Origin of the sequence: Sphingorhabdus sp. YGSMI21 (assembly GCF_002776575.1) — a bacterium.
Lineage (GTDB): Bacteria > Pseudomonadota > Alphaproteobacteria > Sphingomonadales > Sphingomonadaceae > Parasphingorhabdus.
On record NZ_CP022548.1, the window covers coordinates 1,286,303 to 1,311,169 of the forward strand.

A 24,867-nucleotide genomic window follows, 5' to 3' on the forward strand; every position below is an offset into this window, starting at 1 on the left:
CTGCCCCATAACCAAATATGGAAGTCTGTGTATAGAAAAGCGTTGCCGGGGAGAATAGTTTTGGCTGCTTCTAGCTCTGCACGGCGTCGAGCACCGCAAGCCGAAGTTCGTCGATTCCCTGTTTCTTTTCCGATGAGGTCAGCAACAGATCGGGATGGGCCGCAGGGTGTTTCTTGGCAATATCCGCCACTTGCTGGGCCGTGGCATCCAGCTGCTCCTGCTTCACCTTGTCGACCTTGGTCATAACGATCCGGTAGCTGACCGCTGCCTTGTCGAGCATTTCCATCACTTCCTCGTCGACCGGCTTGATACCGTGCCGCGAGTCGATCAGGACAAAAGTCCGCTTCAGAACAGCCCGGCCACGCAGATAGTCGTTGATCAGGAAGCGCCATTTCTGGACCACTTTCGGCGGCGCCTTGGCATAGCCATAGCCCGGCATATCGCAAATGCGGAAGATCAGCGGATCGCCAATGTCGAAAAAATTCAGTTCCTGCGTCCGTCCGGGCGTATTGGACGTACGCGCGAGACCGTTGCGATTGGTCAGCGCGTTGATCAGCGACGACTTGCCGACGTTGGAACGGCCGGCAAAAGCAATTTCCGGGACCTTCGGATCAGGCAGAAACTGCAGCTGCGGCGCACTTTTCAGAAAGCTGATCGGGCCGGAGAAGAGCTTGGGGCTGAGAGGAGTGTCCATCTAGACGCCGTTCATCGAAAGGAAGAGGTGCCGGTTCATGCCTTGGCCTTATCGGCTTCGGCTTTCCGCGCTTTTTCTTCTGCTTCCTTGGCCATCATTTCCTTCATCTGCGGATGACGGGAATAGAGCCATTTCTGCTGCGCGATGGTGAGGATGTTGGACACGGTCCAGTAGAGCTGCAGGCCGGCGGCGAAGGGTGCCATGATGAACACCAATATCCATGGCATGATGCTGAAAATCTGTTTCTGCATCGGATCCATCGGAGCCGGGTTCAGCTTGAACTGCAAGTGCATGGTGATGCCCATGAGGATCGGCAAGATGCCGACAGCCAGAAAGCTTGGCGGATCGAAAGGCAGCAGGCCGAACAGATTGACCGGCGTCAGCGGATCAGGTGCGCTCAGATCCTTGATCCAAAGCGCAAAAGGCTGGTGACGCATCTCGATTGACAGCATCAACACCTTGTACAGCGCGAAGAAGATCGGAATCTGCAGGAAAATCGGCAGGCAGCCAGCCAGCGGATTGACCTTCTCGTCCTTGTACAGCTTCATGATTTCCTGCTGTTGCTGCTGCTTGTCGTCCTTGTGCTTTTCCTGGATTGCCTTCATTTTCGGCTGCACCGCACGCATCTGTGCCATGGAGGCGAACTGCTTCTGGGCGATCGGGAACATGACGCCGCGCACGACGAAGGTCATCAAAATGATTGCGACACCAAAATTGCCGACCAGCTTGAACAGCCAGTTGAGCAGATAGAATAGCGGCTTCTCGAACCAGTAGAACCAGCCCCAGTCAATGGCGCGATCCAGGTTCTTGATTCCATATTCCGCTTCATATTTTTCCAGCAGCGCGTTTTCCTTGGCGCCGGCAAAAAGCCGGGTCGTAGTCGTCAGCTGTTTGCCGGGGGCGATGATTTGCGCGCTCTTCTTGGCAATTTCCGCCTGGAATATATCGCCGCCGCCGGAACGGAATTTGGCGTCGACATCGTTGATATTTTCCGGGATCAGGGCACCCAGCCAATATTTGTCGGTAAAGCCCAGCCAGCTGACTTCCTTGTCGTAGCTATTGGTTCCGGCAACCGCAGATGTGCCGAACAGGCCGGCAAAAAATCCGGGTTCCTCGCCGGCGAGATTCTCGTAGTCCACGTCATAATTGGCCGCGCCTTCATAGACGCCGACCGGACCGGAGTGGATGGTCCAGGTGCTGGCCTCATTGGCCGGGACATTGTTCAGATCGCGTTTCCGGTTGATCAGACCATAAGGCCTGAGCGCAATGGCATTGGCACCGCGATTGACGACGCTCTGTTCGGTGGTGATCAGATAGTCCGGGTCGATCGACAGTTTTATCCGGTAGATTTGTCCGGTCTCGTTGGACCAGCTTAGCGTCACCGGCGTGTCCGGGGTCAGCCGGTTCTGGTCAGCCGACCAGATCGTATTATCGTCGGGAACCGCGACGCCGTCACCCGCCCAGCCGACGCGGCTGAAATAGGCGTTTTCGGTGCCGGACGGGGAAAAGAGCCGCACAGGCTTGCTGTCCTTGCTCATATCCACGGTATGATCGGTCAGGGTGAGATCATCAATGCGTCCGCCCTTGAGGTTGACCGAACCCTGCAGCCGGGGGGTATCGATGAGGATGCGGGGATTTTCCCGCAAGACGGTGGCCAATGGCCTGATTTTGTCAGGTGCGGTCGCGGTGCCAATATCGGCGCTGCTGTTCACGCTGCCCGTGCCCGGAACGCTGAGGTCGCCGGCGACCTGGTCATTTGCGGGCGCATCCGCCTGTTCCACAACCTCGTTCTTGTTGGCCATGTCCGGGAAAAATTGTTCCATCAGCAAAGGCCAGCCGAACAGGATGATCCCCGTGAGGAGTATCGCCATGATAATATTACGCTTGTCGTCCACTATCTCGTCCCGCTTTCGGCCATTTGTTGTAAAAAGGATCGGTGTTCAGGGTATCAAGGCACCGGGTCAAAACCCGAGCCGCCCCAAGGATGGCAGCGCAATAGCCGTTTAGCCCCCAGCCAGCTACCCCTAATTGCACCATGTTTCTCAATCGCCTCGATCGTATAGGCACTGCAAGTGGGCAGAAAACGACATGTCGGAGGCAGGATTCGCGACGGGCCCCATTGCCAGCATCGCACGCAGAAGATGAAAACAGACTTCAACATTTTTGGTCCAGCTTTTTTGCCAGATATTTCAGGCCCTTTTCCAGATCCGCCTTCATGGTGGCAAAATCCGCCTCCTGGACGGTCTTGCGGCCGATCATAATATGATCAACGCCGGCGATGCCCTCGTCGGGCAGGCATTGCGCCAGCAGTGCCCGGAAGCGGCGCTTCATCCGGTTGCGCGCCACGGCATTGCCGATTTTCTTGGTCACCGTGATGCCATAGCGAATCCTGTCCGTCTCGATGGAATGATCGGGGCGGCGGCGATGCGCGAGCAGGACAAAGCTGGGAGTGACGAATCGCTTGCCACGATTGGCAGCGAGGAAATCCGCACGTTTGCGAATCACTTCGATAGGCTGGTTTGAATCAGCGGGCGCCGAATCGGCTGAAGGATTTTGCAAATCCCGATGATCCGGCGCTGGGCGTGCTTCGACAGGCGCAGCACGGGCGGTCATTCGCTTTTAGGCAGAAAGCTTCTTGCGGCCACGGCTACGGCGGGCAGCCAGCACTTTACGGCCACCAACGGTGGCTTTGCGGGCGCGGAAACCATGGCGCCGTTTGCGGACCAGACGGCTTGGTTGAAATGTACGCTTCATCGCGATTATCCTACGTCAAAATTTCGATAAAAAAGGCCGCCATAAGCTGCGGCCGATACGTTGTCGCTGCGATTAGGCAGGCAGGCGCGGAAAGTCAAGCGTTTGCGCTAGACTTTCTTGTCCCGATTGCCGGTCTTCACCTTGCCGAAAATCGGCAGTTCAAAATCGTCGGGCAGCGTCTTGTGGTGCCGCCGTCGCATCGCCCAGTCGGTCCATTTGCCATAATTGGGGAAACGGCGTTTGAAATCGACATAGCGCTTCTTGGCCCAGCGCGAGTTTTGCAGGACCAGGGCCAGGCCGATGGGAAAGACGATGATGAAGCCCGGTCCGGGAATGGCACCGATAATCGGTGAGACAATGATCAGCATGAAGCCGATGACCGCGAGCACGAATCGCGATCCCGAAGTATATTTCCAGCGCTTGTCGGTCATTTTGTCGGTCATCTCGTTCCACTTGGTGCTTTGCAGGCAGAGTCGCAAGTCTGCTCTGTCAACTAAAGCGCGTGGAAGAGATTATTGTTCCCGGCCCATGCATGAAACATGAACGGAGGGGCAGCGAAACCGGGAACTAGTGGACCATCTGGAAGCGGGCCATATCATTTCGCGACAGGCGCAGCTGCTCGGAAAAAGGTACGCTGTTGGTCAGCGCGTAAAATTCCTGGGCGGTTCCCCTGGGGACACCCATTTCGGCATAATAGTCGAGATATTCGGAATGGACCGGATCATTGGCCGGATAGTCATTGGCTTCGCGGCCATCCTCGTCCATCCAGCTGTGCACGACAAATTCGGCATTGCGATGGGCCGTCCGGCGGACACCGGCGAGAAAAAGTTCGACTGCACCGGATCGCACCGAGCCGCCGGCCGGTACATGGGTGCTGATACCCGCGTTCCGGATCATCCGCGCAAGCCGGAGATTGGCTTCTTCATCGACGGATCCGTCGCAATCGAGCATCTCGATCCGCTTGATCCCCGGGAAATGTTTCATCATCTGCCGGAACAATGCGGGTGTGTAGCTGTCGACCGTTCCCGTCATTTCCACCGTATCGGCAGCGACCACGCGAAACGGGCCATAATTGCCATAGGCCGCGCCGGCCGGTTCCGCCTGTGCTTCCGGCTCCAGCAGATCATATTCGAAGACCTCGACGGTCTCGGTGACGATATAGCTGCTGGCGCTGAGCGCGGGCTGGGCCGGGAAGAGGAGCAGCGCGAGCAGAAGGAACGCGCTGACCAGAAAGCCGCCGTTTGAGCCGGCAGGGTCATTTTGGTTCGGGATCGTGTCTATATGATAATTCTTGCTCATGCCGTTTCTCTGGGGCCTGGCGCTTGCCACAAAGTATCGGGGCCTAGTTACCCAATATTAACCATTGGTCCCTTCTCACGCGCGGCACTTTTGACCGTTGCGGACATGGCGCGGTTGCGGCTCGACTCGATCCCGCGTCATTGCCACTATTCCCGGCATGAAGTTTGGGCGGCTATAATGGTGGCGCTGGTTCAGACGGTGGCCTATCTCGGACTGGAGGCGCGGGGCGTGGAGGTGCAATGTCAGGTTGCGCCCGGACTGCCCGCCTTCAACGTGGTCGGCCTGCCGGACAAAGCGGTCGCCGAGAGCCGCGAACGGGTGCGCGCCGCGATTGCGGCAATGGGCCTCTCGCTGCCCCCCAAAAGAATCACCGTCAATCTGTCGCCCGCCGATCTGCCGAAGGCCGGTTCCCATTATGACCTGCCGATCGCGCTGGCACTGCTCGGGGCAATGGGGATCATCGATGCCGAGACGCTGGCAAGCTATATAGTGGTCGGAGAATTGTCGCTTGACGGCCGGCTCGCTGTCACGCCCGGCGTGCTGCTGGCGGCGCTTCACGCCTCGGGCCGGGACCTGGGTCTGGTCTGCCCGGCCCTGCAGGGTCCGGAAGCGGCCTGGGCGGGTGATGTCGAGGTGCTGGCGCCCGAAGACCTGCTGGCGTTGCTCAACCATTTCAAGGGCCAGTCGATATTGACGCCACCAAAAACCGGCGAGGCGCCCGAACCGGACTATGGCCCGGACCTGAAAGAGGTGAAGGGTCAGGAAACGGCCAAGCGCGCGCTGGAGATTGCGGCGGCCGGCGGCCATAACCTGTTGATGAGCGGCCCGCCCGGCTCGGGCAAGTCGCTGCTCGCGTCCTGTCTCCCCGGTATCTTGCCGCCGCTGTCCCCTTCCGAAGCGCTGGAAGTGTCGATGGTGGCTTCGGTCGCCGGGACGCTGGAGGGCGGCCAGATGTCGCGCCAGCGCCCTTTTCGCGCGCCGCACCACAGCGCCTCGATGGCCGCGCTGGTCGGCGGCGGGCTCAAGGTCCGTCCCGGCGAGGTCAGCCTCGCCCATCTTGGCGTCCTGTTTCTCGACGAATTGCCGGAATTCCAGCGAGCGGTGCTCGATTCGCTGCGGCAACCGCTGGAAACCGGAGAAGTCAGCGTCGCCCGGGCCAATGCCCATGTCACCTTCCCGGCCCGTATCCAGATGATCGCGGCGATGAACCCGTGCCGTTGCGGCCATCTCGGTGATGCAGCCTTGGCCTGTTCTCGGGCACCACGCTGTGCGGTCGATTATCAGGCGAGAGTGTCGGGGCCGCTGCTCGACCGGATCGACCTGCATATCGAGGTGGAAGCGCTGTCAGCTGCGGATCTGACGATGCCGGCACCGGCAGAGGGTTCGGGCCAGGTCGCTGCGCGGGTTGCTGCTGCCCGGTCGGTCCAGCACCAGCGCTACGCCGATCTCGACGCGCGGACCAATAGCGAGATCGACGGCGATGCCCTGAAAATATATGCCGCGCCCGACGAGCCGGGGCAGGTCCTGCTGGGCCAGGCGGCGGAAGCGATGCGGCTAACCGCGCGGGGCTATACCAGGGTGTTGCGCGTATCCCGCACCATCGCGGATCTCGCGGGAGCAGAGGCTGTCGGCCGGATCCATGTGGCGGAAGCGCTCAGCTACCGGAGACAGCCACCGCGAAATTAACCTTTGGGGCTTGCCCGCTCGACTGCAGGTCCGCAATGCCGTGATCAGGCGGCCCTGTCGTCCGGTGTCAGTTCCAGCGGAATCGCCATTTCGTTCATGTTCACCGTAGATTTGGCGAGATTGGGCGATTTGCTGCTGCGATGCTTGAACTTGCCGTCGACATGCCCGCCCTGCTCGATCGTCACATTTTCATAGGTGACGTCTCCGCCGATGCGGGCGGTGGAGGCAATGGCAAGATCGCCGGCGTCGATCGACCCTTCGACCGCGCCGGACAGGCTGGCGTTCTGGGCGACGATCGCGCCCTTGATCTTGCTTGATGGACCCTGGACGAGCGACAGGCATTTGACGTCGCCAATCACTTCGCCGTCGATATGCAGGTCGACCTTCGATTCGATATTGCCAGTGATAGTGATCCCGTCACCGATGATCGAGAAGCTGGATCCGCTGCTGCCGCTGCTTCTAGCCACGGTCGGCGCCTGACTCGTTGCGCTTCGGGGAGTTTGCACGCTGTCGCGCGATGGCTTTGATCTTGAGAACATCTGTGTTCGCCTCTAAAAATGGTCGGGGGTTGATGGCGCGTCCGTTCAGCCGCACCTCGAAGTGCAGATGCGTGCCGGTCGACCGGCCCGTGCTTCCCATAGCGCCCAATTGAATTCCCTGTTCTATCTTCTGCCCCGCGGTCACGCCGATTTTGGACAAATGCGCATAACGGGTCATCAAACCGTTGCCATGCGTGATTTCCACGGTCTTGCCATAGCCGGACTTCCATCCTGCATGGGTGACCTTGCCGCCGGCGGCTGCGAGGATCGGCAGGCCGCGAGGGCCCTTGAAATCGATACCGCTGTGCATGGCGCCACCGCCGGTAAACGGATCACGGCGATAGCCATAGCTGCTTGAAATCATACCCGTGCTGGACGGTTTGCCGGACGGGATTGCGATCAGCGTCCGCTCCAGTGCGTCCATGCGCTGCAGCGCAAGATTGAGCCGTTCGAGCGTCGGATGCAAATGCTGGTCCTTGCCATTGAAAAAGGGGATCAACGGACCACCCATCGCAGCCATGGAATTCTTGCTCAGCTTTTCGGGGTTCAGGCCGAACTTGCGGATTGCCTCTTCTGCCTGCTGGGTGCGCTGGATGGCGGCCATTGTCAGGCGCCGGGCAAATTTGATCTGGCGGGCTTCCAGTTCGGCCAGACGGGCCGCTTCGGGGAAAGCTGCGCTGATTTTGCGGGTGTTTTCCGACAATTGTTCGTCGGTTTGTTTCTGTGCGGAGGATTCAGCCGCTTCTGGCTGTTCGCCGACAAATTGCTCGGTCATCTGGTCGAGCACGTCCTGACGTTGCTTTAGATCGGCGGCGACATCTTCGATCGAAGCCTTGTAATCGGCAACGCGGCTTTCGGTGCTGTTGACCTCGGCTTCCTTCTGGGCAAGCGCCATGCGCTCTCCGGTCACGGTAAGCTGGTTGACCATCATTGCCAGCGTGATCAGGAGCCAAAAGCCCAGCGCCGCCGCGACGGTGTAGAAGACACGTTTCTGCAATATAGCTGAAATCGTGAGAAAACGGACCTGTCCGTGTGATCGCATGAAAAATTCGCGATCCGTAAACATATGATCCAGCCGGGCTCTTAACCCTTTTCCGGTGTTGTGTTTGTGCATGACCCGCCGTTGTAATTCGTAATCCCCGACCGTTCGCTAGCAGAGGCTGTCGAAGCTGGCGACTCGCATCGGGTTGACTCGTGACGAGTCGAACGAGTCATGCGATGAATTGCGCGCTGGCGAACAATTTGTGCGCAGGAATGGCGATTCGGGAGAATCGGTTGTTGTTCCGCGATAAAATTTTCTTGCCCGAACCTGTGGCGATTGTGGGTTAAATTGCTGCCGCCGCCATGCTAGCAGCCGCCTATGACAGATTCTGCACAACTGATTACCGACATGGGCCGCAAGGCGCGCGCTGCATTTTCGATGCTGACCGGCGTGAGCGATGCCCAGAAATCTTCTGCCCTGAAAGCGGCTGCGCGGCATTTGCGCGCCGGTCAACAGACCATTCTTGCCGCTAATCAGCGGGACGTAGAAAGTGCGCGCGATCGCGAGTTGAGCGATTCCATGATCGACCGGCTGATGATCGACGAAGCGCGGCTTGAAGCCATTGCGGCGGCCGTCGAGCAGGTTGCCGACCTGCCCGATCCCGTCGGCCAGGTCATCGACCGCGCCGAACGGCCCAATGGACTGGTGATGCAGCGCGTCCGGGTACCGCTGGGCGTGATCGGCATCATTTACGAAAGCCGGCCCAATGTAACCGCCGATGCCGCCGCCCTGACGTTGCGTTCGGGCAATGCCGTCATATTGCGTGGCGGTTCGGAAGCGATTCACAGCAATGGCGCTATTTTCGAAGCCATGGCTGCGGGTGTCGTCGAGGCGGGGCTCCCCGCTGACGCGATCCAGCTGGTCCAGACCACCGACCGGGCTGCTGTGGGCGCGATGCTGAAAGCCAGCGGGCTGATCGATATCATCATTCCGCGGGGCGGCAAGTCGCTGGTCAAGCGGGTCCAGGACGAAGCGCGGGTGCCGGTGCTGGCGCATCTCGACGGCATTTGTCACACCTATATCGGCAAGGATGCCGATCCGGAAAAGGCGCTGGCGATCGCGGTCAATGCGAAGATGCGGCGAACCGGTATTTGCGGCGCAATGGAGACATTGCTGGTCGATCAGGATTATCCGGCGCCCGGTCCCCTGATGCGGGCCCTGCTCGATGCCGGATGCGAACTGCGCGGCGACGACAGCATTCTTGAACTGGACGAGCGGATCGTCTCGGCAGAGGCTCCGGACTGGGACACCGAATATCTCGCACCGATATTGTCGGTCGCGATGGTCAACGGCGTCGACGAGGCGCTGGCTCATATTGCCGAACATGGTTCGCATCATACCGACGTCATCGTCACCGAAGATAAAGATCTGGCCGAACGGTTCATCCTGCGGGCCGATAGTGCGATCGTGATGCACAATGCATCGAGCCAGTTTGCCGATGGCGGCGAATTCGGTCTGGGCGCGGAAATCGGCATTTCCACCGGACGGCTCCACGCACGTGGCCCGGTGGCGCTGGAAGGGCTGACGACCTATAAATGGGTGGTGCGCGGAACCGGGCAGATACGTCCTTGAGTATGATTCGGTGAAAACCACCGGCCTGCTCGGCGGATCATTCAATCCGGCTCATGGCGCGCATCGCGCGATCAGCCTGTTTGCCATAGAAGAACTTGATCTGGACGAATATTGGTGGCTGGTCTCGCCGGGCAATCCGCTGAAGGAAGGGGCCAAGGACATGGCACCGCTGCATGCGCGGCTGGCTTCGGCACAGAAAATGGCGCGCCGCAGCAGGATCAAGCCGACGGCCATCGAACAGGATCTGGGCACGCGCTTTACTTATGATACGCTGCGCAAACTGGTCCGGCGTTATCCGAAGCGGCAGTTTGTCTGGATCATGGGAGCCGACAATCTCGCGCAATTCCATCGCTGGAAAGACTGGCGAAAGATCGCCCGATTATTGCCGATTGCAGTTATTTCGAGACCCGGCTATGATGACGATGCTTTTGCGGCTCCCGCAATGGCCTGGCTGCGGCGCTTCGTCCACCCCGCGCGCCAGCGTCGTAACTGGACCTACTGGAGTACGCCGGCGCTGACATTCCTGCGCTATCGTCCCGACCCACGCTCGGCCACCGCGATCCGGATGGCCCGGCCCCATTGGCATCAGCAATATGATGATCGCCGCGTCCGCGACGCGGTGACACACCGGCTGATTGGCCCAGAAGATTAGGATTTAAGTTGACGAAACCGAAGGTAAAAGCTCTGAAATCTGCCACTTCCAAGGAAGGAAAGGCCGAATCAGACGCGCTCCACGCGCTTGTCATGAAATCGCTCGACGATGATCAGGCGCAGGACGTTGTCTCCATAGCGCTGGCCGGCAAAAGCAATATTGCGGACCATATGGTGATCGCCGAAGGGCGTTCGACCAGACAGGTCGCTGCCATTGCACAGAAGCTTGCCGAGCGCGTCAAGCAGGCGGGCGGCACTGCCCGAATCGAAGGCCTCGCCAATGCCGACTGGGTTTTGATCGATGCCGGCGATGTGATCGTGCATCTGTTCCGGCCGGAAGTCCGCAGTTTCTACAATCTGGAACGGATGTGGGCTGTCGACGAGGAAGGCGATGCGGCGGAAGTCGCCGAAGCCTGATATAGCCGGGCGATGAGACTGCATATCGTCGCCCGCGGCAAGATCGGCCGCAGTCCGGAAGCGGAACTCGTCGACCGCTATGTGAAGCGGATCGGCTGGGACGTGAAGATCAGCGAGCTTCCGGATCAGGGCGGCAAGATGCCGAAACTTCAGGGCGTAACCAGAATCATCGCCATGGACGAAACCGGTGAAAACTGGACGTCGAAGAAATTCGCCAACCTGCTGTCGGCCTGGCGCGATGACGGCGCGCGCGAGGCGCGGTTCCTTATCGGTGCCGCGGACGGTCTGAGCGCGGACGAACGCGCCAGCGCAGACCATTTCTTTTCCTTCGGCAAGGCGACCTGGCCGCATATGATGGCGCGGGCGATGCTGGCGGAACAGCTGTTTCGTGCAACCTCCATCATCGCCGGTCATCCCTATCACCGGGAAGGATGACCATGATGATCCGTTCCCTTCTGGCCCTGTCTGCTTTTCTCGGCCTCGCCACGGCAGGAGCGGCGCTGCTCTCTGCGCAGACGCCCGGTCCGAGTATTGCGGAACAGCAGCGCAGCCTGTTGACCGCACGCGAACAGTCCGAGCGCGCGCGCCAGCGCAGTGAAGCCTTGCGGCGCCAGGCGGAGGCGGCCAGCAATGATGCCGACCGGCTCGCTGCCGAAGCCGCTGCTCTCGCTGCCCGCATCCAGTCGGCGGAAGCCGATATCAAGGCTGCCCGCACCCGCATCGCCATTGTCACGAAGCTTCAGCAGCGCCAGCGGGCCCGGCTGGCGGAAAAGCAGGGCCCGATGATCCAGCTGACGGCGGCGCTGCAGATGATGACCCGCAAGCCGACCGCGCTCGCTCTGGTTGAGCCGCGGTCGCTCGACGAACTTATCTACATGCGTTCGATCCTCTCGGCGGTGATGCCGGAAATCGAGCGGCGCACTGCCAGCCTGCGCGACGAGGTCAGGCAGGGCGAGCAGCTTCGGCTGCAGGCGGCCCGTGCGATCGTGTCGCTGGATGAAAGCCAGCGTCGCCTGACCGAAAGGCGGCGGCAGCTGGCCAGTCTGGAAGCCAGCGAGCGGATCGAGGCCCAGCGGTTTTCCGATGATGCCGGTATCGAGCAGGATCAGGCGCTGGCGCTTGGCGAGGAAGCGCGCGACATATTGGATCTGATGGACCGGATACGCGAAAGCGGGGCGGTCCGGGAATCTCTGGCCGATCTGGATGGTCCGTTGTTGCGGCCTGGGCAGGGACGCGAGCCGCCGGTTGACCGGTCCGCCCAGAATGGCGATGTTGCCGGCGCCTATCGCTTGCCGGTGATCGGTGAAATTGTCACTGGACTCGGCGAGATATCCGACAGCGGCTATCGCTCTCGCGGCCTGACCATTGCCGTTGATCCCGGCGCGCAGATCGTGGCGCCGGCAGCGGGACGGGTGGCCTATTCCGGTCGCTACCGGGGCTATGGCAACATATTGATCATCGAACATGATGGCGGCTGGACCAGCCTGATCACCAATATGGCGACAAGCAGCGCCGCGGTCGGTGACCGGGTGGTGCAGGGCGCTCCGGTCGGACGGTCCGGTACCGACGATCCCGCCGTCACCGTCGAGCTGCGCCGCAATGGCCGGCCGATCGATATTGCCGCGCTGGTCGGCTGAAAAAGGTCAAAAGAACAAGAAAAGCGTCGTTGGTCGAATGCTTCCGTCATTATTGGTTAAGCTGCTTTGCTTTACGGACGATTCCAGCCTATATTTGGCGCCGATCTAGACCGACAGGACACTATTGATGAAAAAGCCCGTTTTGCAAGCCGCCGCCCTTGTGCTGACCGTTGCGCTTTTGCCCGCGACAACTTCTGCAATTTCGGCCGTCGATGCGAATACCTATCGCGAAATGGAACAGTTCATGAGCGTCTTTGACCGGGTGCGGAATGACTATGTCGATCAGGTTGACGATGCCGACCTGATCAAGGGTGCCATCGAAGGCATGCTGGCCAGTCTTGATCCGCACAGCAGCTTTCTCGACGCACGAGATTTCGAAAATCTGCGGACGCAGACCGACGGCAATTATGGCGGCCTTGGCCTTTCGGTGACGCTGGAAGACGGTGCGGTGAAGGTCATTGCACCGTTCAAGGATACGCCGGCCGACAAGGCAGGCGTGAAAGCGGGCGACTATATCACCCATATCGATGGCGAACTGATTTACGGCGGCACGCTGGACGAAGCCGTTGAGGAAATGCGCGGCAAGCCTGGCGAACCGATCACCATCACGATCGTCCGCCCCGGCCGCGACAAGCCATTCGATCTCTCCATGAAACGCGCGATCATCGACCTGAAGCCGGTCACTTGGGAAGTCCGGGACCAGATCGGCGTGATCAGCATCAACAGCTTCTCCAATGACACCGGCGCCGATGTCGCCGCCGCGATTGCCGGTATCGACCAGTCGCTCGGCAAGAAGCCGCTGGGCTACGTGCTGGACCTGCGCTCCAATCCGGGCGGACTGCTTGATGAAGCCGTGTCCGTCTCCGACGTATTCCTGTCGCGCGGCGAAATTGTATCGCAGCGCGGACGCGAAAAATCCGACATTGAACGCTATTTTGCCAAGAGCGGCGATGCCGCTGGCGGCTTGCCTGTGATTGTACTGATCGACGCCGGCTCCGCTTCGGCATCCGAGATTGTCGCCGGTGCCTTGCAGGACCATCACCGCGCCCTGGTCATGGGCGAGCGCAGTTTCGGCAAGGGTTCGGTGCAGACTTTGCTGCCGCTTTCCAATGAAAGTGCGCTGCGATTAACCACGGCGCGCTATTATACGCCATCCGGAAAATCGGTGCAGGAAGGCGGGATCGAGCCCGACATCAATGTACCGCAACTGTCCGACCCGGATTACAAGACCCGGCCGCGTTTCCGGGAATCCGACTTGAGACGCCATCTGGTCAACGAGATCAAGCTGAAGGACGAAGTTCTGGAAGAAGACAGCAAGGATGATCCGCGCTTCACCCAGACAGCCGAGGAGCTGAAGGAACAGGGCGTCGAGGATTTTCAGCTGCATTATGCCTTGCAGACCATTGGTCGTCTTGGCCCCGATGGACTGAAAATGGCGATGAACAAGGCTGCCAAGAAGCCAGCCAAGAAAACCCAGGTCGCGAAAAACTAGGGTCGTCCGGTGGCATCCGTCCGCAACGCTGGCTGGCTGGCCCTTCTGCTTCCGGCAGCATTGCTCGGTGGTGCGCTGATTGGCCAATATGGCTTCGGTCTCTATCCCTGCGAAATGTGCATGTGGCAAAGATGGCCGCATCTTGCCGCTATCATTCTGGCCTTCTTGGCGCTGATCATGCGTTCCGGGCCCGTATCAAGGCTGTTGGTCCTTGCCGCTGCGATCGCAATAATGGTCAGTGGACTGATTGGCGGCTTTCACGCGGGGGTTGAATATGGCTGGTGGGAAGGGCTTACGTCCTGCGCAACCAATATTCCGGCGGACGGCAATATGCTCGATTCGATCATGAATGCGCCGCTGGTCCGCTGCGATGTCGCGCCCTGGTCGCTGTTCGGCATTTCCCTGGCCGGTTACAATTTTCTCTTGTCAGTAAGCGGCGCCATTCTCATCTTGGTGATGCTTGCCGGGCAGCGAAAGGATGCCGACCATGTCTGAGACAAAATTGGGACGAACAAGAGCGGATATTGCCTCGATGATCCGGGTCAATCAGGCCGGGGAATATGGCGCAGCGCAAATCTACAAGGGCCAGCTGGCGGTGATGGGCGACCATGCGCCGCAAAGTAGCGAGATCCACCATATGGCGGAACAGGAACAGCGCCATCTTGATGCCTTTGACCAGATGATCGCCGAGCGCGGCGTGCGGCCCACCGCCTTGCAGCCTTTCTGGAAGATTGCCGGCTATGCGCTGGGCGCGACCACGGCAGCGATGGGGCCGCGTGCGGCAATGGCCTGTACGGCTGCCGTCGAAACAGAAATTGACCAGCATTATCGGGAACAGCTGGACGCGCTCGAAACCGAAAGCGAACCGGAACTGACCCGTATGATTGCGGAGTTTCGCGAAGAGGAATTGGAGCATAAGGCTACGGCAATAGCTTCGGGAGCGGAAGACACGCCCGGCTATCCGGTCCTGAGCGCGGCAATTCGGCTGGGATGCCGGTTCGCGATAGGATTGTCGAAACGGATTTAGGAAGCGCAACCCGCTTCAGCACCGGTTCAGGCCGCTGTGGACAAAGGAACGATATGATGAAGAAAATTTTGATCTCCGCCGCTGCGCTGACCGCTACCGGCCTGCTCGCCTTTCCGGCCCAGGCCCAGGATCAGGCTGGAGACCGCGTCAACCAGCTGGTCATCTATGGTGACGACCCCTGTCCACAGAGCAGCGAGGACGAAATTGTTGTCTGCGCGCGCAAGGACGAGGGCGAACGCTATCGCATTCCCGAAACGCTGAGAGGCGGCGGCCTGGGTGACGCGAAGAATCAGGCATGGTCGGAGCGGGTTAAATCCTACGAATATGTGGGCGCATCGGGTACCAGCAGCTGCTCGCCGACCGGTGCTGGCGGTTTCACCGGATGTACGCAGGAATTATTGCGTCAGGCTTATGCCGAAAAAGGCATCGATGACACGGTTAACTGGGGCCAGTTGATCGAGGAGGAACGCCAGAAACGCCTGTCACGGATCGATTCCGAAGCCGACGCGGTGGAAGAGCGCCTGCTGGAAATCGAAGCGCAGCGGGAAGCGCGTGAAGCAGCCGCCGATGCCGCCAGAGAACGGCTTGATGCAAGGGATGCGGATGCGCTGGAAGCCACCAATGATCTTGCCGTGCCACCGGGGGCGGATGAAACCCCCGGACCGGATGATGAATGATTAGCTAGCCTTCCGGGCTTCAATCCACCGGTTCACCTGCGCCTCGAGCATATCGAGCGGCACCGCGCCCTGTCCGAGCACGACATCGTGAAAGGCGCGCAAGTCGAATTTCTCACCCAGTTCGCTGGTGGCCTTGCGGCGTAGCTCGCGGATTTTCAATTCGCCCATTTTATAGGCCAGAGCCTGGCCGGGCCAGCTGATATAGCGGTTGACCTCGGCCTCGATATTGGCCTCGCTAAGCGCGGTATTGTCGGTCATGAAATCGATCGCTTGCTGCTTGCTCCAGCCCTTGCTGTGAATGCCGGTATCGACGACCAGCCGGCAGGCCCGCCACATTTCATAGGACAGCCGTCCCATATTCTTGGCGGGCGTGTCGTAAAGTTCCATCTCGATACCAAGCCGCTCCGAATAGAGGCCCCAGCCTTCGACAAAGGCGGTGAAAAAGGCACCATGTTTGCGGAAGTCGGGCATGTCGAGTTCCTGCTGCAACGCGATCTGCTGATGGTGACCGGGCACTGCCTCGTGCACGCTCAGCGCCGGAATTTCCCAGAAAGGCCGCTGGTCGAGCTTCGACGTGTTGACATAATAATAGCCGGCAATCCCGACATCGGGCGAACCGGGATTATAATAAGCGGTGGTCGTACCTTCCGCGGTCTCGGCCGGAATTTCCTTGATGCCATAAGGCAACCGCGCCAGCTTGCCGATGATCGAGGGCATTTTGCCATCGATGATCTTGGTCACGCGGGCGACCTTTTCCATCAGCTCTTCCGGCGTTTTGGCATAATATTGCGGATCGGTGCGGAGATGTTCGATAAAGGCCTCGCGGCTGTCATAGCCCGCTTCTTTGGCAACCTCGACCATCTCGGCGCGGATTCGCGTCACTTCGCTCAGGCCGATATTGTGGATCTCGTCGGCCGTTTTGGTTGTCGTCGTCATCTGCCGGATACGGAAATCATAATATTCCGCGCCGCCGGGCTGGGCCGAGACGCCGGGTGTCTTGGCGCAGTTCGGGGCATAGTCTTGCATATACCAGTCGAGATGCTTTTTGACCGCCGGATTGATCACGCTGGTGATGGTCCCGGCGGCTTCAGCGGCCAGCTTGTCGAACGTCGTTTCGTCGATTGTCTCCGGCCGCTTGCGGGTGAAGGGCTGATAGAAACGCGATTGTTTTGCATCATCGGTCAGCAGGCCGGAAATGCTGGTTTCATAGCCGACCATCGACACGCAGGGCTGGACATAGCCGCCGGCGAGCGCCTGGTTGGCGACGGTGATCGACTGGTCATTGACCCGCGCATATTGCTTCAGGCGGTTGATGTAAGTCTGGTAATCCTGCGCGTTGCGGAACGGTAGATTGTTCTGCATGCTGGCGAAATTCTGGTGCCAGCCGCCGCGATTGGTAAAATTGATGGTGCGCTGGCCATAGCTGTTCGCCTCGATTTGTTCAGCGAGCGACCGGCGCAATATGCCATGGTTGGTCTTGTCATCCTCGCTCAGCGTCTTCGTGTCGATGGCGTCCAGTTGCGCGAGCCAGGTCTTAGCCTTTGCGACGCGGCTGTCCTCTGCCTCGATACTGGCGTCGCTGACGCGGCCCACCGGATCGTCTACGCCGAGGGAAGACGCAAATTCGGGATATTGTTCCAGCTGATAAGCCCAATAGCTGTCTATGATTTCATGCAGCGCGGAAGATGCCCGCTTGTCATCCGTTTGCGCATAGGCCGGCGCAGCGACCAGCATCGCCAGCGGTGCCAGCATGGTCAAATTAGTTCTGCGCATCATTTTTCTCCGAAACTGTCCTGATAATATCTCTGGAAACTATCGTGGAGAATCGACGCCTATAGTCAAGTCTGATTTTGCAGGCGAAGCAGCCGATCGCGCAAGTCCATAGCCTCGCGAAAGCCGATGGCGGTGATTCTGAGCGGTGCGATTGCCGAACCCCCGGCGATGCCGACGGTGAGCGTGGCGAGTTGCAGCGGGTGATCCAGCGGCCTCTGGCTGACATCGACGCTCTGGATCTTGCGGATCGGCAGGATGGTCAGCCGCCGCCGCCACCAACCGGTGCGGACATATAGCTGGCCATCGTGCAAGGCATATTGATGGTGCCGCCAGTTGAGCAACTGGATCAGCCCGACCGGAACGGCAACCAGGATGATCGCGTATAGCCCCGGATGGACAAACAGGCCGTTGCCGGTGGCGACGATCGCGAGCACCAGCAAGACCATGATGGCATCGCGCCACCAGAAAGCCGGATTGACGCCGTGGAACAGCAGATCGGCAGCGGGTGGGCGGATGGCGCATTCATCGAGGATCGGTTCGATTTCCGACAGCGTCGCGCAGGGCGCTGCGCTATGGTCGGTCTCGCCGGTCCCGTCTCCTGCCAGCGACGTGAACTTGAGATGATACCAGCCGAACCGCGCGCGAACGGGACCGGTCTGCAATATCGCGGCCTGTACCCGGTGGATCGGCATCACCATGTCGGTCAACGTGAAAAGACCGCGCCGCCGGCGCAATCCCGGCTGCCCGGTGTCGACTCGGTCAAGGCGAAAGCCATATTCGCGCACAAACGTCCGGACGACACCGCTGACCACACCGACCAGAATGAGCGAGATTATGGCGATCAGTGCGCCGCCGATCCGCATCCACGAGGTGAAGGCATTGATCGTCTCCTGCTCCGGAATGGCGTCGATCCATCGGCGGGGATCGAAGAAGCCGTCGGGCAGGAGAAAGTCGAGATTCTGGGCGAGAGCGCCGAGTATCGCGAGCAGGACGAAGGAGAAATTGAACAGTCCGGCAATCAATATGCGGCGGTTGTCCATAGCAAATAACGGAGGTGGTTCTGCTATCTCGGCTTTGTCACCGCCGACAAGGCGACCGGGTGCCAATCCGGCCTTATAATCGCGGATCGTGTCGCGCAGAAGTTCGGCCTCCGGGCGCGAAAGCGCATCAAGCTGGCCATCCTCGCCGCCGCCGGAGCCGGTTTCGAGCGCGACCGTGGCGAGACCCAGCAAGCGGTGGGCCAGCTTCTGTTCGAGGCTGACATCCTGGATCCGGTCGAAGGGAATGGAGCGGTTGTTGCGGTTGAGCAGCCCGCTCTTGATCCGGATTTCGCGTTCCGTGACCTGATAGGTGAAGCGCGACCAGATCAGGGCGGTGACGCCGCCAACCAGCGCGAACAGCGCGAATGCAGCCAGCCCGGTGTAGGCGATATTCTGGTCGAACAGGCTGAAGTGGAGAACGGCAATAGCGACAATATTCCGTCCGATCATCGACAGGGATTTCAGGATGATACTGAGCGGGTGCAGATGCCGGAATGGCGCGCTGTCCTGCACGGGCGGTGTTTCTGCGGCCTCGTTCATATCATGTCTTGGCGGATATGGTCCTTGATCGTCTCGCGCATATCCTCGGCGTCCGCGGTGGCCAGCCCGGGCAGGGTGACGATGCTGTTATGCGTTCCGGCAGTGTGCACGATCAGGGTCGAGAGGCCGAAGAAGCGTTGTAACGGGCCCTGCGCGACATCGATATGCTGGATCCGGTTGAACGGGACGATCGTGTCGGTGCGCCAGAGAAAGCCGCGGAGCACCCGCAATTGCTCGTCGCCCATATCATAGCCCCAGCGGCGGTAGATGCGGTTCGGCAGCACAGCGACCGTCAGAACGGCAAAGATTGCCGCTGGAAACAGCACCATGCCGGGCTGCACCTCGTGATGCAGGAAGAGCAGCAGTTCGGCGACCGAGGCGAGGATCAGGAGGATCAGCGCGCGCAGGACCATATTGGCCCGGATCAGGCTTTTCTGCGGCGGGTGGAGCGGAGTCAGCCCCTGGTTGAAGCGGGACGCCAGAGCGGGTTCCGGCACGCTGGCGGGATCGATATTGGAAGAGTTGGAAGCATGTTCGTCCATGCGCCCGCTATGCCGAAACTGTGTTACCGAAGCAAGACAGATGATGCAGCGAAGCGCAACGGTCCATCCTAGCGGGCCAGGGCGGTTTCGGCCTGTTCGATCAAAGATTTGATAATTTCGGCCACGGATTCCTCGGCCTTGACCATGCCGACCGACTGCCCGGCCATGACACTTCCATGTTCAATATCGCCATCTATGACCGCTTTTCGGAGCGCTCCTGCCCAAAAATGTTCAATTTGTAGCTGCGCTTCGCCCATTTCTATCTCGCCCGAATCCAACAGTTTGGCGACTTCGATCTGCTTGCGGGTAAATTCTTCGGTGCCCTTGTTTTTCAGCGCGCGGACCGGGATCACCGGCAGCCGCGGATCGACCTGGACGCTGGTAATCGCGTCGCGGGCGTTGCCGCGGATGAAGGCTTTCTTGAAATCGGGGTGAGCGATCGATTCATGGGCGCAGACAAAGCGGGTGCCGAGCTGGACGCCGCTGGCGCCCATTTCGAGATAGGCGGCGATCATCTCGCCGGTGCCAATGCCGCCGGCGACAAAGACCGGCAACTGGCTGGCGATCTCCGGCAAAATTTCCTGCGCGAGCACCGAAGTCGATACCGGTCCGATATGACCGCCCGCTTCCATGCCTTCAATAACGATAGCATCAACGCCGGAACGCACGAATTTCTTGGCCAGCGCCATGGCCGGGGCAAAGCAGATCACCTTCGCGCCGGTTTCCTTGATCGCTTCCAGACTGCCCTTGGGCGGCAGCCCGCCGGCGAGCACCACATGGCTGACCTGATGCTTGCCGCAAATGGCAATCAGTTCCATCAGATCGGGGTGCATGGTGATCAGATTGACGCCAAACGGCTTGTCGGTGCGCTTCTTGGTCTCGGCAATCTCGGTGTCGAGCAGTTCGGGAGTCATCGCGCCGCAGGCGATCACGCCAAAGCCGCCGGCATTGGAAATCGCGCTGACCAGATTGCGTTCGGACACCCAGGACATAGCCCCGCACATGATCGCGGTTTCGCAGCCGAGAAAATCGGTGCCGCGTTGCATCAGGCTTTGGAGATCGCTCAAGATAAAAGATCCTTGTTCACAAATTTTGGTTCCGCGTGCGATGCCGCGCCGGAATTGGTCCGCTTGGCCTCAGGCCGCATCCTCTGCGTCCAGGCCATAAGCCGTGTGCAATACGCGCAGCGCCAGTTCGGTATAGTCTTCCTCGATCAGCACGCTGACCTTGATTTCCGAGGTGGTGATCGCCTGGATATTGACGCCGCGTTCGGCCAGTGCCTTGAACATGGTAGCGGCAATGCCGGCATGGCTCTTCATGCCAACGCCGACGACCGAGATTTTCGCGACATTGCTGTCGGGGATCAGGCGGTTGAAGCCGATGCCTTCGCGGGCGCCTTCCAGCACCTGCATCGCCTGGTCGAGATCGGCGCTGGGCACGGTGAAGGTCACGTCGGTCTCGCCCTTCTCGCGGCCGACATTCTGGATGATCATGTCGACATTGATCGCGGCATCGGCGAGGGGCGCGAAGATATTGGCAACCGCGCCGGGCTTGTCGGGGACACGGGTCAGGGTAATCTTGGATTCATTCTTGTCGTGGGCGATGCCGGTAATCAATTGGCCTTCCATATCGTCCGTCTCCATTTCGTCTTCGCTGATAATCATTGTTCCGGGCAGGTCGTCGGCGGTCCAGTTGGTATTTTCGTCGGTGAAGGAGGACAGCACCTGGATGCGCACGCCTTCCTTCATCGCCAGTCCGACCGAGCGGGTCTGCAAGACCTTTGCCCCGACGCTCGCCAGTTCGAGCATTTCCTCGAAGGTCACGGTTTTCAGTTTGCGCGCCCGGGTCACGATCCGGGGATCGGACGTATAGACGCCATCGACGTCGGTATAGATGTCGCAGCGGTCGGCCTTCACCGCGGCCGCCATGGCAACCGCGCTGGTATCGGATCCGCCGCGTCCCAGCGTCGTGATCCGGCCATTGTCGCTAACGCCCTGAAAGCCGGGAATGATCGCGATTTCGCCGCTCTGCATGGCCGTGGTCAGCGCCGTTGCGTCGATCGAATCGATCCGCGCCTTGCTGTGCGCTTCGATCGTATGGATCGGCATTTGCCAGCCGAGCCAGCTGCGCGCCTTTGCGCCCAAGGATTGCAAGGCAATGGCGAGCAGGCCCGAAGTCACTTGTTCGCCGGAGGCCACGACCACGTCATATTCCGCAGGATCGTAAAGCGAACTGGCTTCGCGGCAGAAATTGACCAGCCGGTCGGTGTCGCCGGCCATGGCGGAGACCACCACCGCGACTTCGTGACCGGCGTCGGACTGTTGTTTGACGATCTGCGCCACCCGGCGGATACGTTCAATTCCGGCCATCGAGGTGCCGCCGAATTTCATCACTATGCGTGCCATGCTGCTGTCGCTAAAACTTTCGATAAAAAGGGCCTGAACAGGATTGAAAAGCCTGATAAAGAGGCGACATGACAAAGGCAAGTAGCACGATCAAGCCCGAAGAAGCCGCGCATTTCGGTGCACTGGCCACAGACTGGTGGGACCCGAAGGGCTCGTCGGCGATGTTGCACCGTCTCAACCCGGTGCGGCTGGCCTATATCCGGGACGCGATCGATCTGCATTTCCACTGCGACAGCAGTCTGCTCAGGCCGCTTGCCGGCAGGACAGCGCTCGATGTCGGATGCGGTGCGGGCCTGCTCTGCGAACCGCTGGCAAGGCTGGGCGCGCGGGTGACCGGCCTGGATGCGGCGGCGGAAAATATCGCTGTGGCGCGGGCCCATGCCGCACCGCAGGGGCTGGATATCGATTATCGCAACGAGGCAATCGAGGATTTTGCAGGCAAGGATTTCGATCTGGTGACCTCGCTGGAGGTGATCGAACATGTCGATGACCCGCAGGCTTTCGTCAACGGTCTGGCCGGCTCGCTGGCCGATGACGGGCTTATGATCATCTCCACTCCCAATCGCACGGCGCTTTCCAACCTGTTGCTGGTCGAGCTGGCCGAGCGGACCGGGCAGATTCCGCGCGGGACCCACCATCACGAACAGTTTGTCACGCCGGAAGAGCTGGAGAAGCTGCTCAACAGTGCCGGCCTCGAGGTCGTGGACACCAGCGGTCTGTCCTACAGTCCGTCGAAAGGTTTCGCGCTGTCCGACAATCTGTCGCTCAACTATCTGATGACTGTCGTCAAAGCCTGATGGTCGAAGTCCGGCCCTATGCCATTGCCGACAAGAACGCCTGCCTTGCCCTGTTTGACAGCAATGTCCCGGATTTTTTCGATCCGACCGAGCGACACCTGTTTGTCGAATTTCTCGACCGGCCGAAAGGGCAGTATTTCTGTATCGAAAAGGACGGGCGGATTGTCGGTTGCGGTGGCTTTGCCAGGGAAGGGCAGGGGCAGGCGCGCTTTACCTGGGGCATGGTCGATCAAGCGCTCCACGGCGATGGTCTCGGACGACTGCTGACCGAGCACCGGCTGCAGGAAATTGTCAGGTCCGGCGACTTTAGCGAAGCCGACCTATCCACCACGCCACGGATCGCGCCCTTTTTCGCGAAATTCGGATTTGTCGAAACCGGTCGGGAAAAAGACGGCTTTGCGCCGGGCATGGACAAGGTGTTGATGATCAAAACGCTTTAGGGTTGTCGTAACCAGACCCCGGATGAAGTCCGGGGTTGACGCTGCGCAACGCTATCGCATTCCGTGGCGCGTCAAAAATCCACTTTTTCATAATGCGGCGGCGGTGCGATCACCTCCATCCGTTCGGACAATAAGGGCCGGAAGGACGGGCGGGACTTGAACATGCTGTACCAGTCCTTGGTCTGCTTGTGTCCTGTCCAGTCGATTGTGCCGAGATAATCGGCAACGGAAATCTGGGCGGCTGCCGCCAGATCGGCGAGACTCATCGTCGCCCCGGCCAGCCAGCTGCGGTGGTCGATCAGATAGTCGATATAATCGAGATGCGAATTCGCCCGGCGCATGGCTTCGCGCAAGATCTTGGCATCCGGCGGCTCGCGCCGGACCAGTCTCTTGTGCATCCGCTCGTGCAGCATCGGTGCGGTGACATCGCCATAAAATTGTTCGTCAAACCAGGCGACCAAGCGGCGAATCTCGGCGCGGTTGACCGCCGTGCCGTTGATCATCGGGGCCTTCTCGACCGTTTCCTCGATATATTCGCAAATGGCGACGCTATCGACCAGATGGAAGCCACGCTCGCTATGCTTCATCACCGGTGTCCGGCCGGTCGGATTCATCTCCAGAAATTCGTCGCGCTGGTCCCATGGTGATTCGCGCACCAGCTCATAGCCAACCGACTTCTCGCCCAGCAGCAAGCGGACTTTGCGCGAAAACGGACAAAGAGGGAATTGGTACAACTGCCACATGGGTATCGCTTAATCGCGATTGGGCACGGGGGGAAGAGACTTGATGCATTGGTGAGCGAATTTTACCCCCAGATTGGGGGACAATTGTCCGTTTCGAACAAGGAGTAACGTCATTGCGAGGAGCCGCAGGCGACGTGGCAATCCGGAGCCGCACGCGCGACGCTCTGGATTGCTTCGCTACGCTCGCAACGACGTGCCTTGGTGGAAATGGACAATTGCCATTTGGGATTGGACTAATCCGCTTGATATATTGCCAGCCGGTTGCCCGCCGGATCAAGGCACTCGAACCGCCGTCTGCCGGGGAATGCGAAAATTTCTTCGACGATTTCACCGTTCGCGGCCTTCACTTGCGCGAGAGATGCTTGGAGATCGTCGCTCTCGAATGTTGACATCGGGGCAACCGGCTCCGATCCTGCTGCAATGCCGATTTGTACCGGTCCGCCTTCGACCGCCGCATATCCCGGACCATAATCGGTGAAGGCAAAGCCGAAGGCTTTTTCGTAGAAGGCCTTGCTAGCGGGTAGATCGCTGGCTTTCATTTCGACGTAGTTGGGGGTTATTTTGGGCATGGCTTTTCCTTCTTAAATTCGCATGGGCGACGCAGATATGCAGCTAGGCATTGCTAGCACTTCTAATCCAGAAATTACATTTCTGGGTTTTGTCATGCGGAGAAGGATGGGATGGTGCAGGGAGCATGATAAGAACATTATCTAGGTGGCATCAAGGCACGCTCTCGGGCCAATGCGAAAATAACTTGTGTCGTTTTCATTCGTATATTTCAGTATTTCGACATTGTCTCCGATTGAGCAATCGACAATCAACTTGCTTGTCCCCTTTAATTGCACATGGCTCCCGTCATCCATCTTCACTTTCAACAAGGTCACGTAAGTGGGAACTTCTGTGACTGATGGCTGCCAGATTTTCACCAAAGTTCCCGAGACAAATTCAGGTGGATTTTTTGTCGCTGCCCAGAATCCCGTCGTATGGATGTAATATAGCAGAGCGAAAATGGCCCCGAGGCCTAACGCGAGCAAGAACAGGCCCCGCTCGCGTTTGACTTTCCAGATCCAATAAGCGCGTTGAATTTTCCAACTCACAAA

The 24,867-nt window shown here is 59.5% G+C and carries 29 protein-coding genes; 12 read left to right on the forward strand and 17 right to left on the reverse strand.

From position 1 onward, the window contains the following. Positions 1–70: 70 nt before the first annotated feature. From yihA to CHN51_RS06320, 7 genes are all read right to left on the reverse strand, one after another. On the reverse strand, positions 71–694 hold the full coding sequence (gene yihA, locus CHN51_RS06290) for a ribosome biogenesis GTP-binding protein YihA/YsxC (protein ID WP_100093265.1): 624 nt from the start codon (positions 692–694) through the stop codon (positions 71–73). A 35-nt stretch (positions 695–729) separates the two neighbouring features. Then, a complete protein-coding gene (yidC, locus tag CHN51_RS06295; RefSeq protein ID WP_100093266.1) occupies positions 730–2,589 on the reverse strand; it encodes a membrane protein insertase YidC in 1,860 nt (619 codons plus the stop codon). 53 nt (positions 2,590–2,642) lie between these two features. Next, the gene (gene yidD / locus CHN51_RS06300) at positions 2,643–2,855 is read right to left on the reverse strand and encodes a membrane protein insertion efficiency factor YidD (RefSeq protein WP_100093267.1); all 213 of its coding nucleotides are present in this window, start codon (positions 2,853–2,855) and stop codon (positions 2,643–2,645) included. Beyond that, positions 2,849–3,199, reverse strand: coding sequence for a ribonuclease P protein component (gene rnpA / locus CHN51_RS06305; RefSeq protein WP_164089012.1), 351 nt, complete (start codon positions 3,197–3,199; stop codon positions 2,849–2,851). Before rnpA ends, yidD begins: the two co-directional genes overlap by 7 nt. A 114-nt stretch (positions 3,200–3,313) precedes the next feature. Continuing rightward, positions 3,314–3,448, reverse strand: coding sequence for a 50S ribosomal protein L34 (rpmH, locus tag CHN51_RS06310; RefSeq protein WP_082788408.1), 135 nt, complete (start codon positions 3,446–3,448; stop codon positions 3,314–3,316). A 107-nt stretch (positions 3,449–3,555) separates the two neighbouring features. After that, positions 3,556–3,891 carry a PGPGW domain-containing protein gene (locus CHN51_RS06315; protein ID WP_240616873.1) on the reverse strand — a complete coding sequence of 112 codons (336 nt, stop codon included), beginning with the start codon at positions 3,889–3,891 and terminating at the stop codon, positions 3,556–3,558. A 124-nt stretch (positions 3,892–4,015) separates the two neighbouring features. Beyond that, a complete protein-coding gene (locus CHN51_RS06320) occupies positions 4,016–4,747 on the reverse strand; it encodes a hypothetical protein (RefSeq protein WP_100093269.1) in 732 nt (243 codons plus the stop codon). Between the two features lie 177 nt (positions 4,748–4,924). Here CHN51_RS06320 and CHN51_RS06325 point away from each other — a divergent pair, with 177 nt between their 5' ends. After that, a complete protein-coding gene (locus CHN51_RS06325) occupies positions 4,925–6,433 on the forward strand; it encodes a YifB family Mg chelatase-like AAA ATPase (RefSeq protein ID WP_100093270.1) in 1,509 nt (502 codons plus the stop codon). A 44-nt stretch (positions 6,434–6,477) separates the two neighbouring features. On the opposite strand, the gene CHN51_RS06330 is transcribed toward CHN51_RS06325, so the two are convergent. Together CHN51_RS06330 and CHN51_RS06335 are read right to left on the reverse strand one after the other, a co-directional pair. Next, positions 6,478–6,900 carry a polymer-forming cytoskeletal protein gene (locus CHN51_RS06330; RefSeq protein WP_240616874.1) on the reverse strand — a complete coding sequence of 141 codons (423 nt, stop codon included), beginning with the start codon at positions 6,898–6,900 and terminating at the stop codon, positions 6,478–6,480. Then, positions 6,893–8,038 carry a M23 family metallopeptidase gene (locus CHN51_RS06335; protein ID WP_240616875.1) on the reverse strand — a complete coding sequence of 382 codons (1,146 nt, stop codon included), beginning with the start codon at positions 8,036–8,038 and terminating at the stop codon, positions 6,893–6,895. Before CHN51_RS06335 ends, CHN51_RS06330 begins: the two co-directional genes overlap by 8 nt. A gap of 294 nt (positions 8,039–8,332) precedes the next feature. Here CHN51_RS06335 and CHN51_RS06340 point away from each other — a divergent pair, with 294 nt between their 5' ends. The 9 genes from CHN51_RS06340 to CHN51_RS06380 all read left to right on the forward strand — a co-directional run bounded on the left by CHN51_RS06340 (position 8,333) and on the right by CHN51_RS06380 (position 15,487). After that, positions 8,333–9,586: a glutamate-5-semialdehyde dehydrogenase gene (locus CHN51_RS06340; RefSeq protein WP_100093273.1), complete on the forward strand. Its 1,254-nt coding sequence runs from the start codon at positions 8,333–8,335 to the stop codon at positions 9,584–9,586. Positions 9,587–9,596: 10 nt separating this feature from the next. Further along, the gene (locus CHN51_RS06345) at positions 9,597–10,238 is read left to right on the forward strand and encodes a nicotinate-nucleotide adenylyltransferase (RefSeq protein WP_100093274.1); all 642 of its coding nucleotides are present in this window, start codon (positions 9,597–9,599) and stop codon (positions 10,236–10,238) included. 92 nt (positions 10,239–10,330) lie between these two features. Next, positions 10,331–10,654: a ribosome silencing factor gene (rsfS, locus tag CHN51_RS06350; RefSeq protein ID WP_100095454.1), complete on the forward strand. Its 324-nt coding sequence runs from the start codon at positions 10,331–10,333 to the stop codon at positions 10,652–10,654. Positions 10,655–10,666: 12 nt separating this feature from the next. After that, positions 10,667–11,089: a 23S rRNA (pseudouridine(1915)-N(3))-methyltransferase RlmH gene (locus tag CHN51_RS06355; RefSeq protein ID WP_089133816.1), complete on the forward strand. Its 423-nt coding sequence runs from the start codon at positions 10,667–10,669 to the stop codon at positions 11,087–11,089. Between the two features lie 2 nt (positions 11,090–11,091). Then, positions 11,092–12,291, forward strand: a complete 1,200-nt coding sequence (locus CHN51_RS06360; RefSeq protein WP_240616876.1) for a peptidoglycan DD-metalloendopeptidase family protein — start codon at positions 11,092–11,094, stop codon at positions 12,289–12,291. Between the two features lie 127 nt (positions 12,292–12,418). Continuing rightward, positions 12,419–13,783 carry a S41 family peptidase gene (locus tag CHN51_RS06365; protein WP_100093276.1) on the forward strand — a complete coding sequence of 455 codons (1,365 nt, stop codon included), beginning with the start codon at positions 12,419–12,421 and terminating at the stop codon, positions 13,781–13,783. 9 nt (positions 13,784–13,792) lie between these two features. Beyond that, on the forward strand, positions 13,793–14,278 hold the full coding sequence (locus tag CHN51_RS06370; RefSeq protein WP_100093277.1) for a disulfide bond formation protein B: 486 nt from the start codon (positions 13,793–13,795) through the stop codon (positions 14,276–14,278). Further along, a complete protein-coding gene (locus CHN51_RS06375; protein ID WP_240616877.1) occupies positions 14,271–14,810 on the forward strand; it encodes a demethoxyubiquinone hydroxylase family protein in 540 nt (179 codons plus the stop codon). The genes CHN51_RS06370 and CHN51_RS06375 overlap by 8 nt, the downstream gene beginning before the upstream one ends. Before the next feature lie 53 nt (positions 14,811–14,863). Next, complete coding sequence (locus CHN51_RS06380; protein ID WP_346426335.1) at positions 14,864–15,487, forward strand: hypothetical protein; 624 nt, start codon at positions 14,864–14,866, stop codon at positions 15,485–15,487. On the opposite strand, the gene CHN51_RS06385 is transcribed toward CHN51_RS06380, so the two are convergent. From CHN51_RS06385 to CHN51_RS06405, 5 genes are all read right to left on the reverse strand, one after another. Further along, positions 15,488–17,263 carry a DUF885 domain-containing protein gene (locus CHN51_RS06385; RefSeq protein WP_240616878.1) on the reverse strand — a complete coding sequence of 592 codons (1,776 nt, stop codon included), beginning with the start codon at positions 17,261–17,263 and terminating at the stop codon, positions 15,488–15,490. It lies immediately after the preceding gene. 62 nt (positions 17,264–17,325) lie between these two features. Further along, complete coding sequence (locus CHN51_RS06390; protein WP_100093280.1) at positions 17,326–18,840, reverse strand: PH domain-containing protein; 1,515 nt, start codon at positions 18,838–18,840, stop codon at positions 17,326–17,328. Further along, positions 18,837–19,382, reverse strand: coding sequence for a PH domain-containing protein (locus tag CHN51_RS06395; protein ID WP_100093281.1), 546 nt, complete (start codon positions 19,380–19,382; stop codon positions 18,837–18,839). Before CHN51_RS06395 ends, CHN51_RS06390 begins: the two co-directional genes overlap by 4 nt. 68 nt (positions 19,383–19,450) lie before the next feature. Next, positions 19,451–20,428: a nitronate monooxygenase gene (locus tag CHN51_RS06400; protein WP_100095456.1), complete on the reverse strand. Its 978-nt coding sequence runs from the start codon at positions 20,426–20,428 to the stop codon at positions 19,451–19,453. A gap of 90 nt (positions 20,429–20,518) precedes the next feature. Next, a complete protein-coding gene (locus CHN51_RS06405) occupies positions 20,519–21,787 on the reverse strand; it encodes an aspartate kinase (RefSeq protein WP_100093282.1) in 1,269 nt (422 codons plus the stop codon). A gap of 68 nt (positions 21,788–21,855) precedes the next feature. Here CHN51_RS06405 and ubiG point away from each other — a divergent pair, with 68 nt between their 5' ends. Together ubiG and CHN51_RS06415 are read left to right on the forward strand one after the other, a co-directional pair. Further along, entirely contained in the window at positions 21,856–22,584 is a 729-nt protein-coding gene (ubiG, locus tag CHN51_RS06410) for a bifunctional 2-polyprenyl-6-hydroxyphenol methylase/3-demethylubiquinol 3-O-methyltransferase UbiG (RefSeq protein ID WP_100093283.1), read from the forward strand. Beyond that, complete coding sequence (locus CHN51_RS06415; protein ID WP_100093284.1) at positions 22,584–23,024, forward strand: GNAT family N-acetyltransferase; 441 nt, start codon at positions 22,584–22,586, stop codon at positions 23,022–23,024. The genes ubiG and CHN51_RS06415 overlap by 1 nt, the downstream gene beginning before the upstream one ends. 71 nt (positions 23,025–23,095) lie before the next feature. Here the strand turns inward: CHN51_RS06415 and CHN51_RS06420 are convergent, their stop codons facing one another. The 3 genes from CHN51_RS06420 to CHN51_RS06430 form a co-directional block, all read right to left on the reverse strand. Continuing rightward, complete coding sequence (locus CHN51_RS06420) at positions 23,096–23,767, reverse strand: glutathione S-transferase family protein (RefSeq protein ID WP_100093285.1); 672 nt, start codon at positions 23,765–23,767, stop codon at positions 23,096–23,098. Positions 23,768–24,000: 233 nt separating this feature from the next. Next, positions 24,001–24,336 carry a VOC family protein gene (locus CHN51_RS06425; RefSeq protein WP_100093286.1) on the reverse strand — a complete coding sequence of 112 codons (336 nt, stop codon included), beginning with the start codon at positions 24,334–24,336 and terminating at the stop codon, positions 24,001–24,003. Positions 24,337–24,477: 141 nt separating this feature from the next. Next, the gene (locus tag CHN51_RS06430; protein WP_100093287.1) at positions 24,478–24,864 is read right to left on the reverse strand and encodes a hypothetical protein; all 387 of its coding nucleotides are present in this window, start codon (positions 24,862–24,864) and stop codon (positions 24,478–24,480) included. Positions 24,865–24,867: the final 3 nt, after the last annotated feature.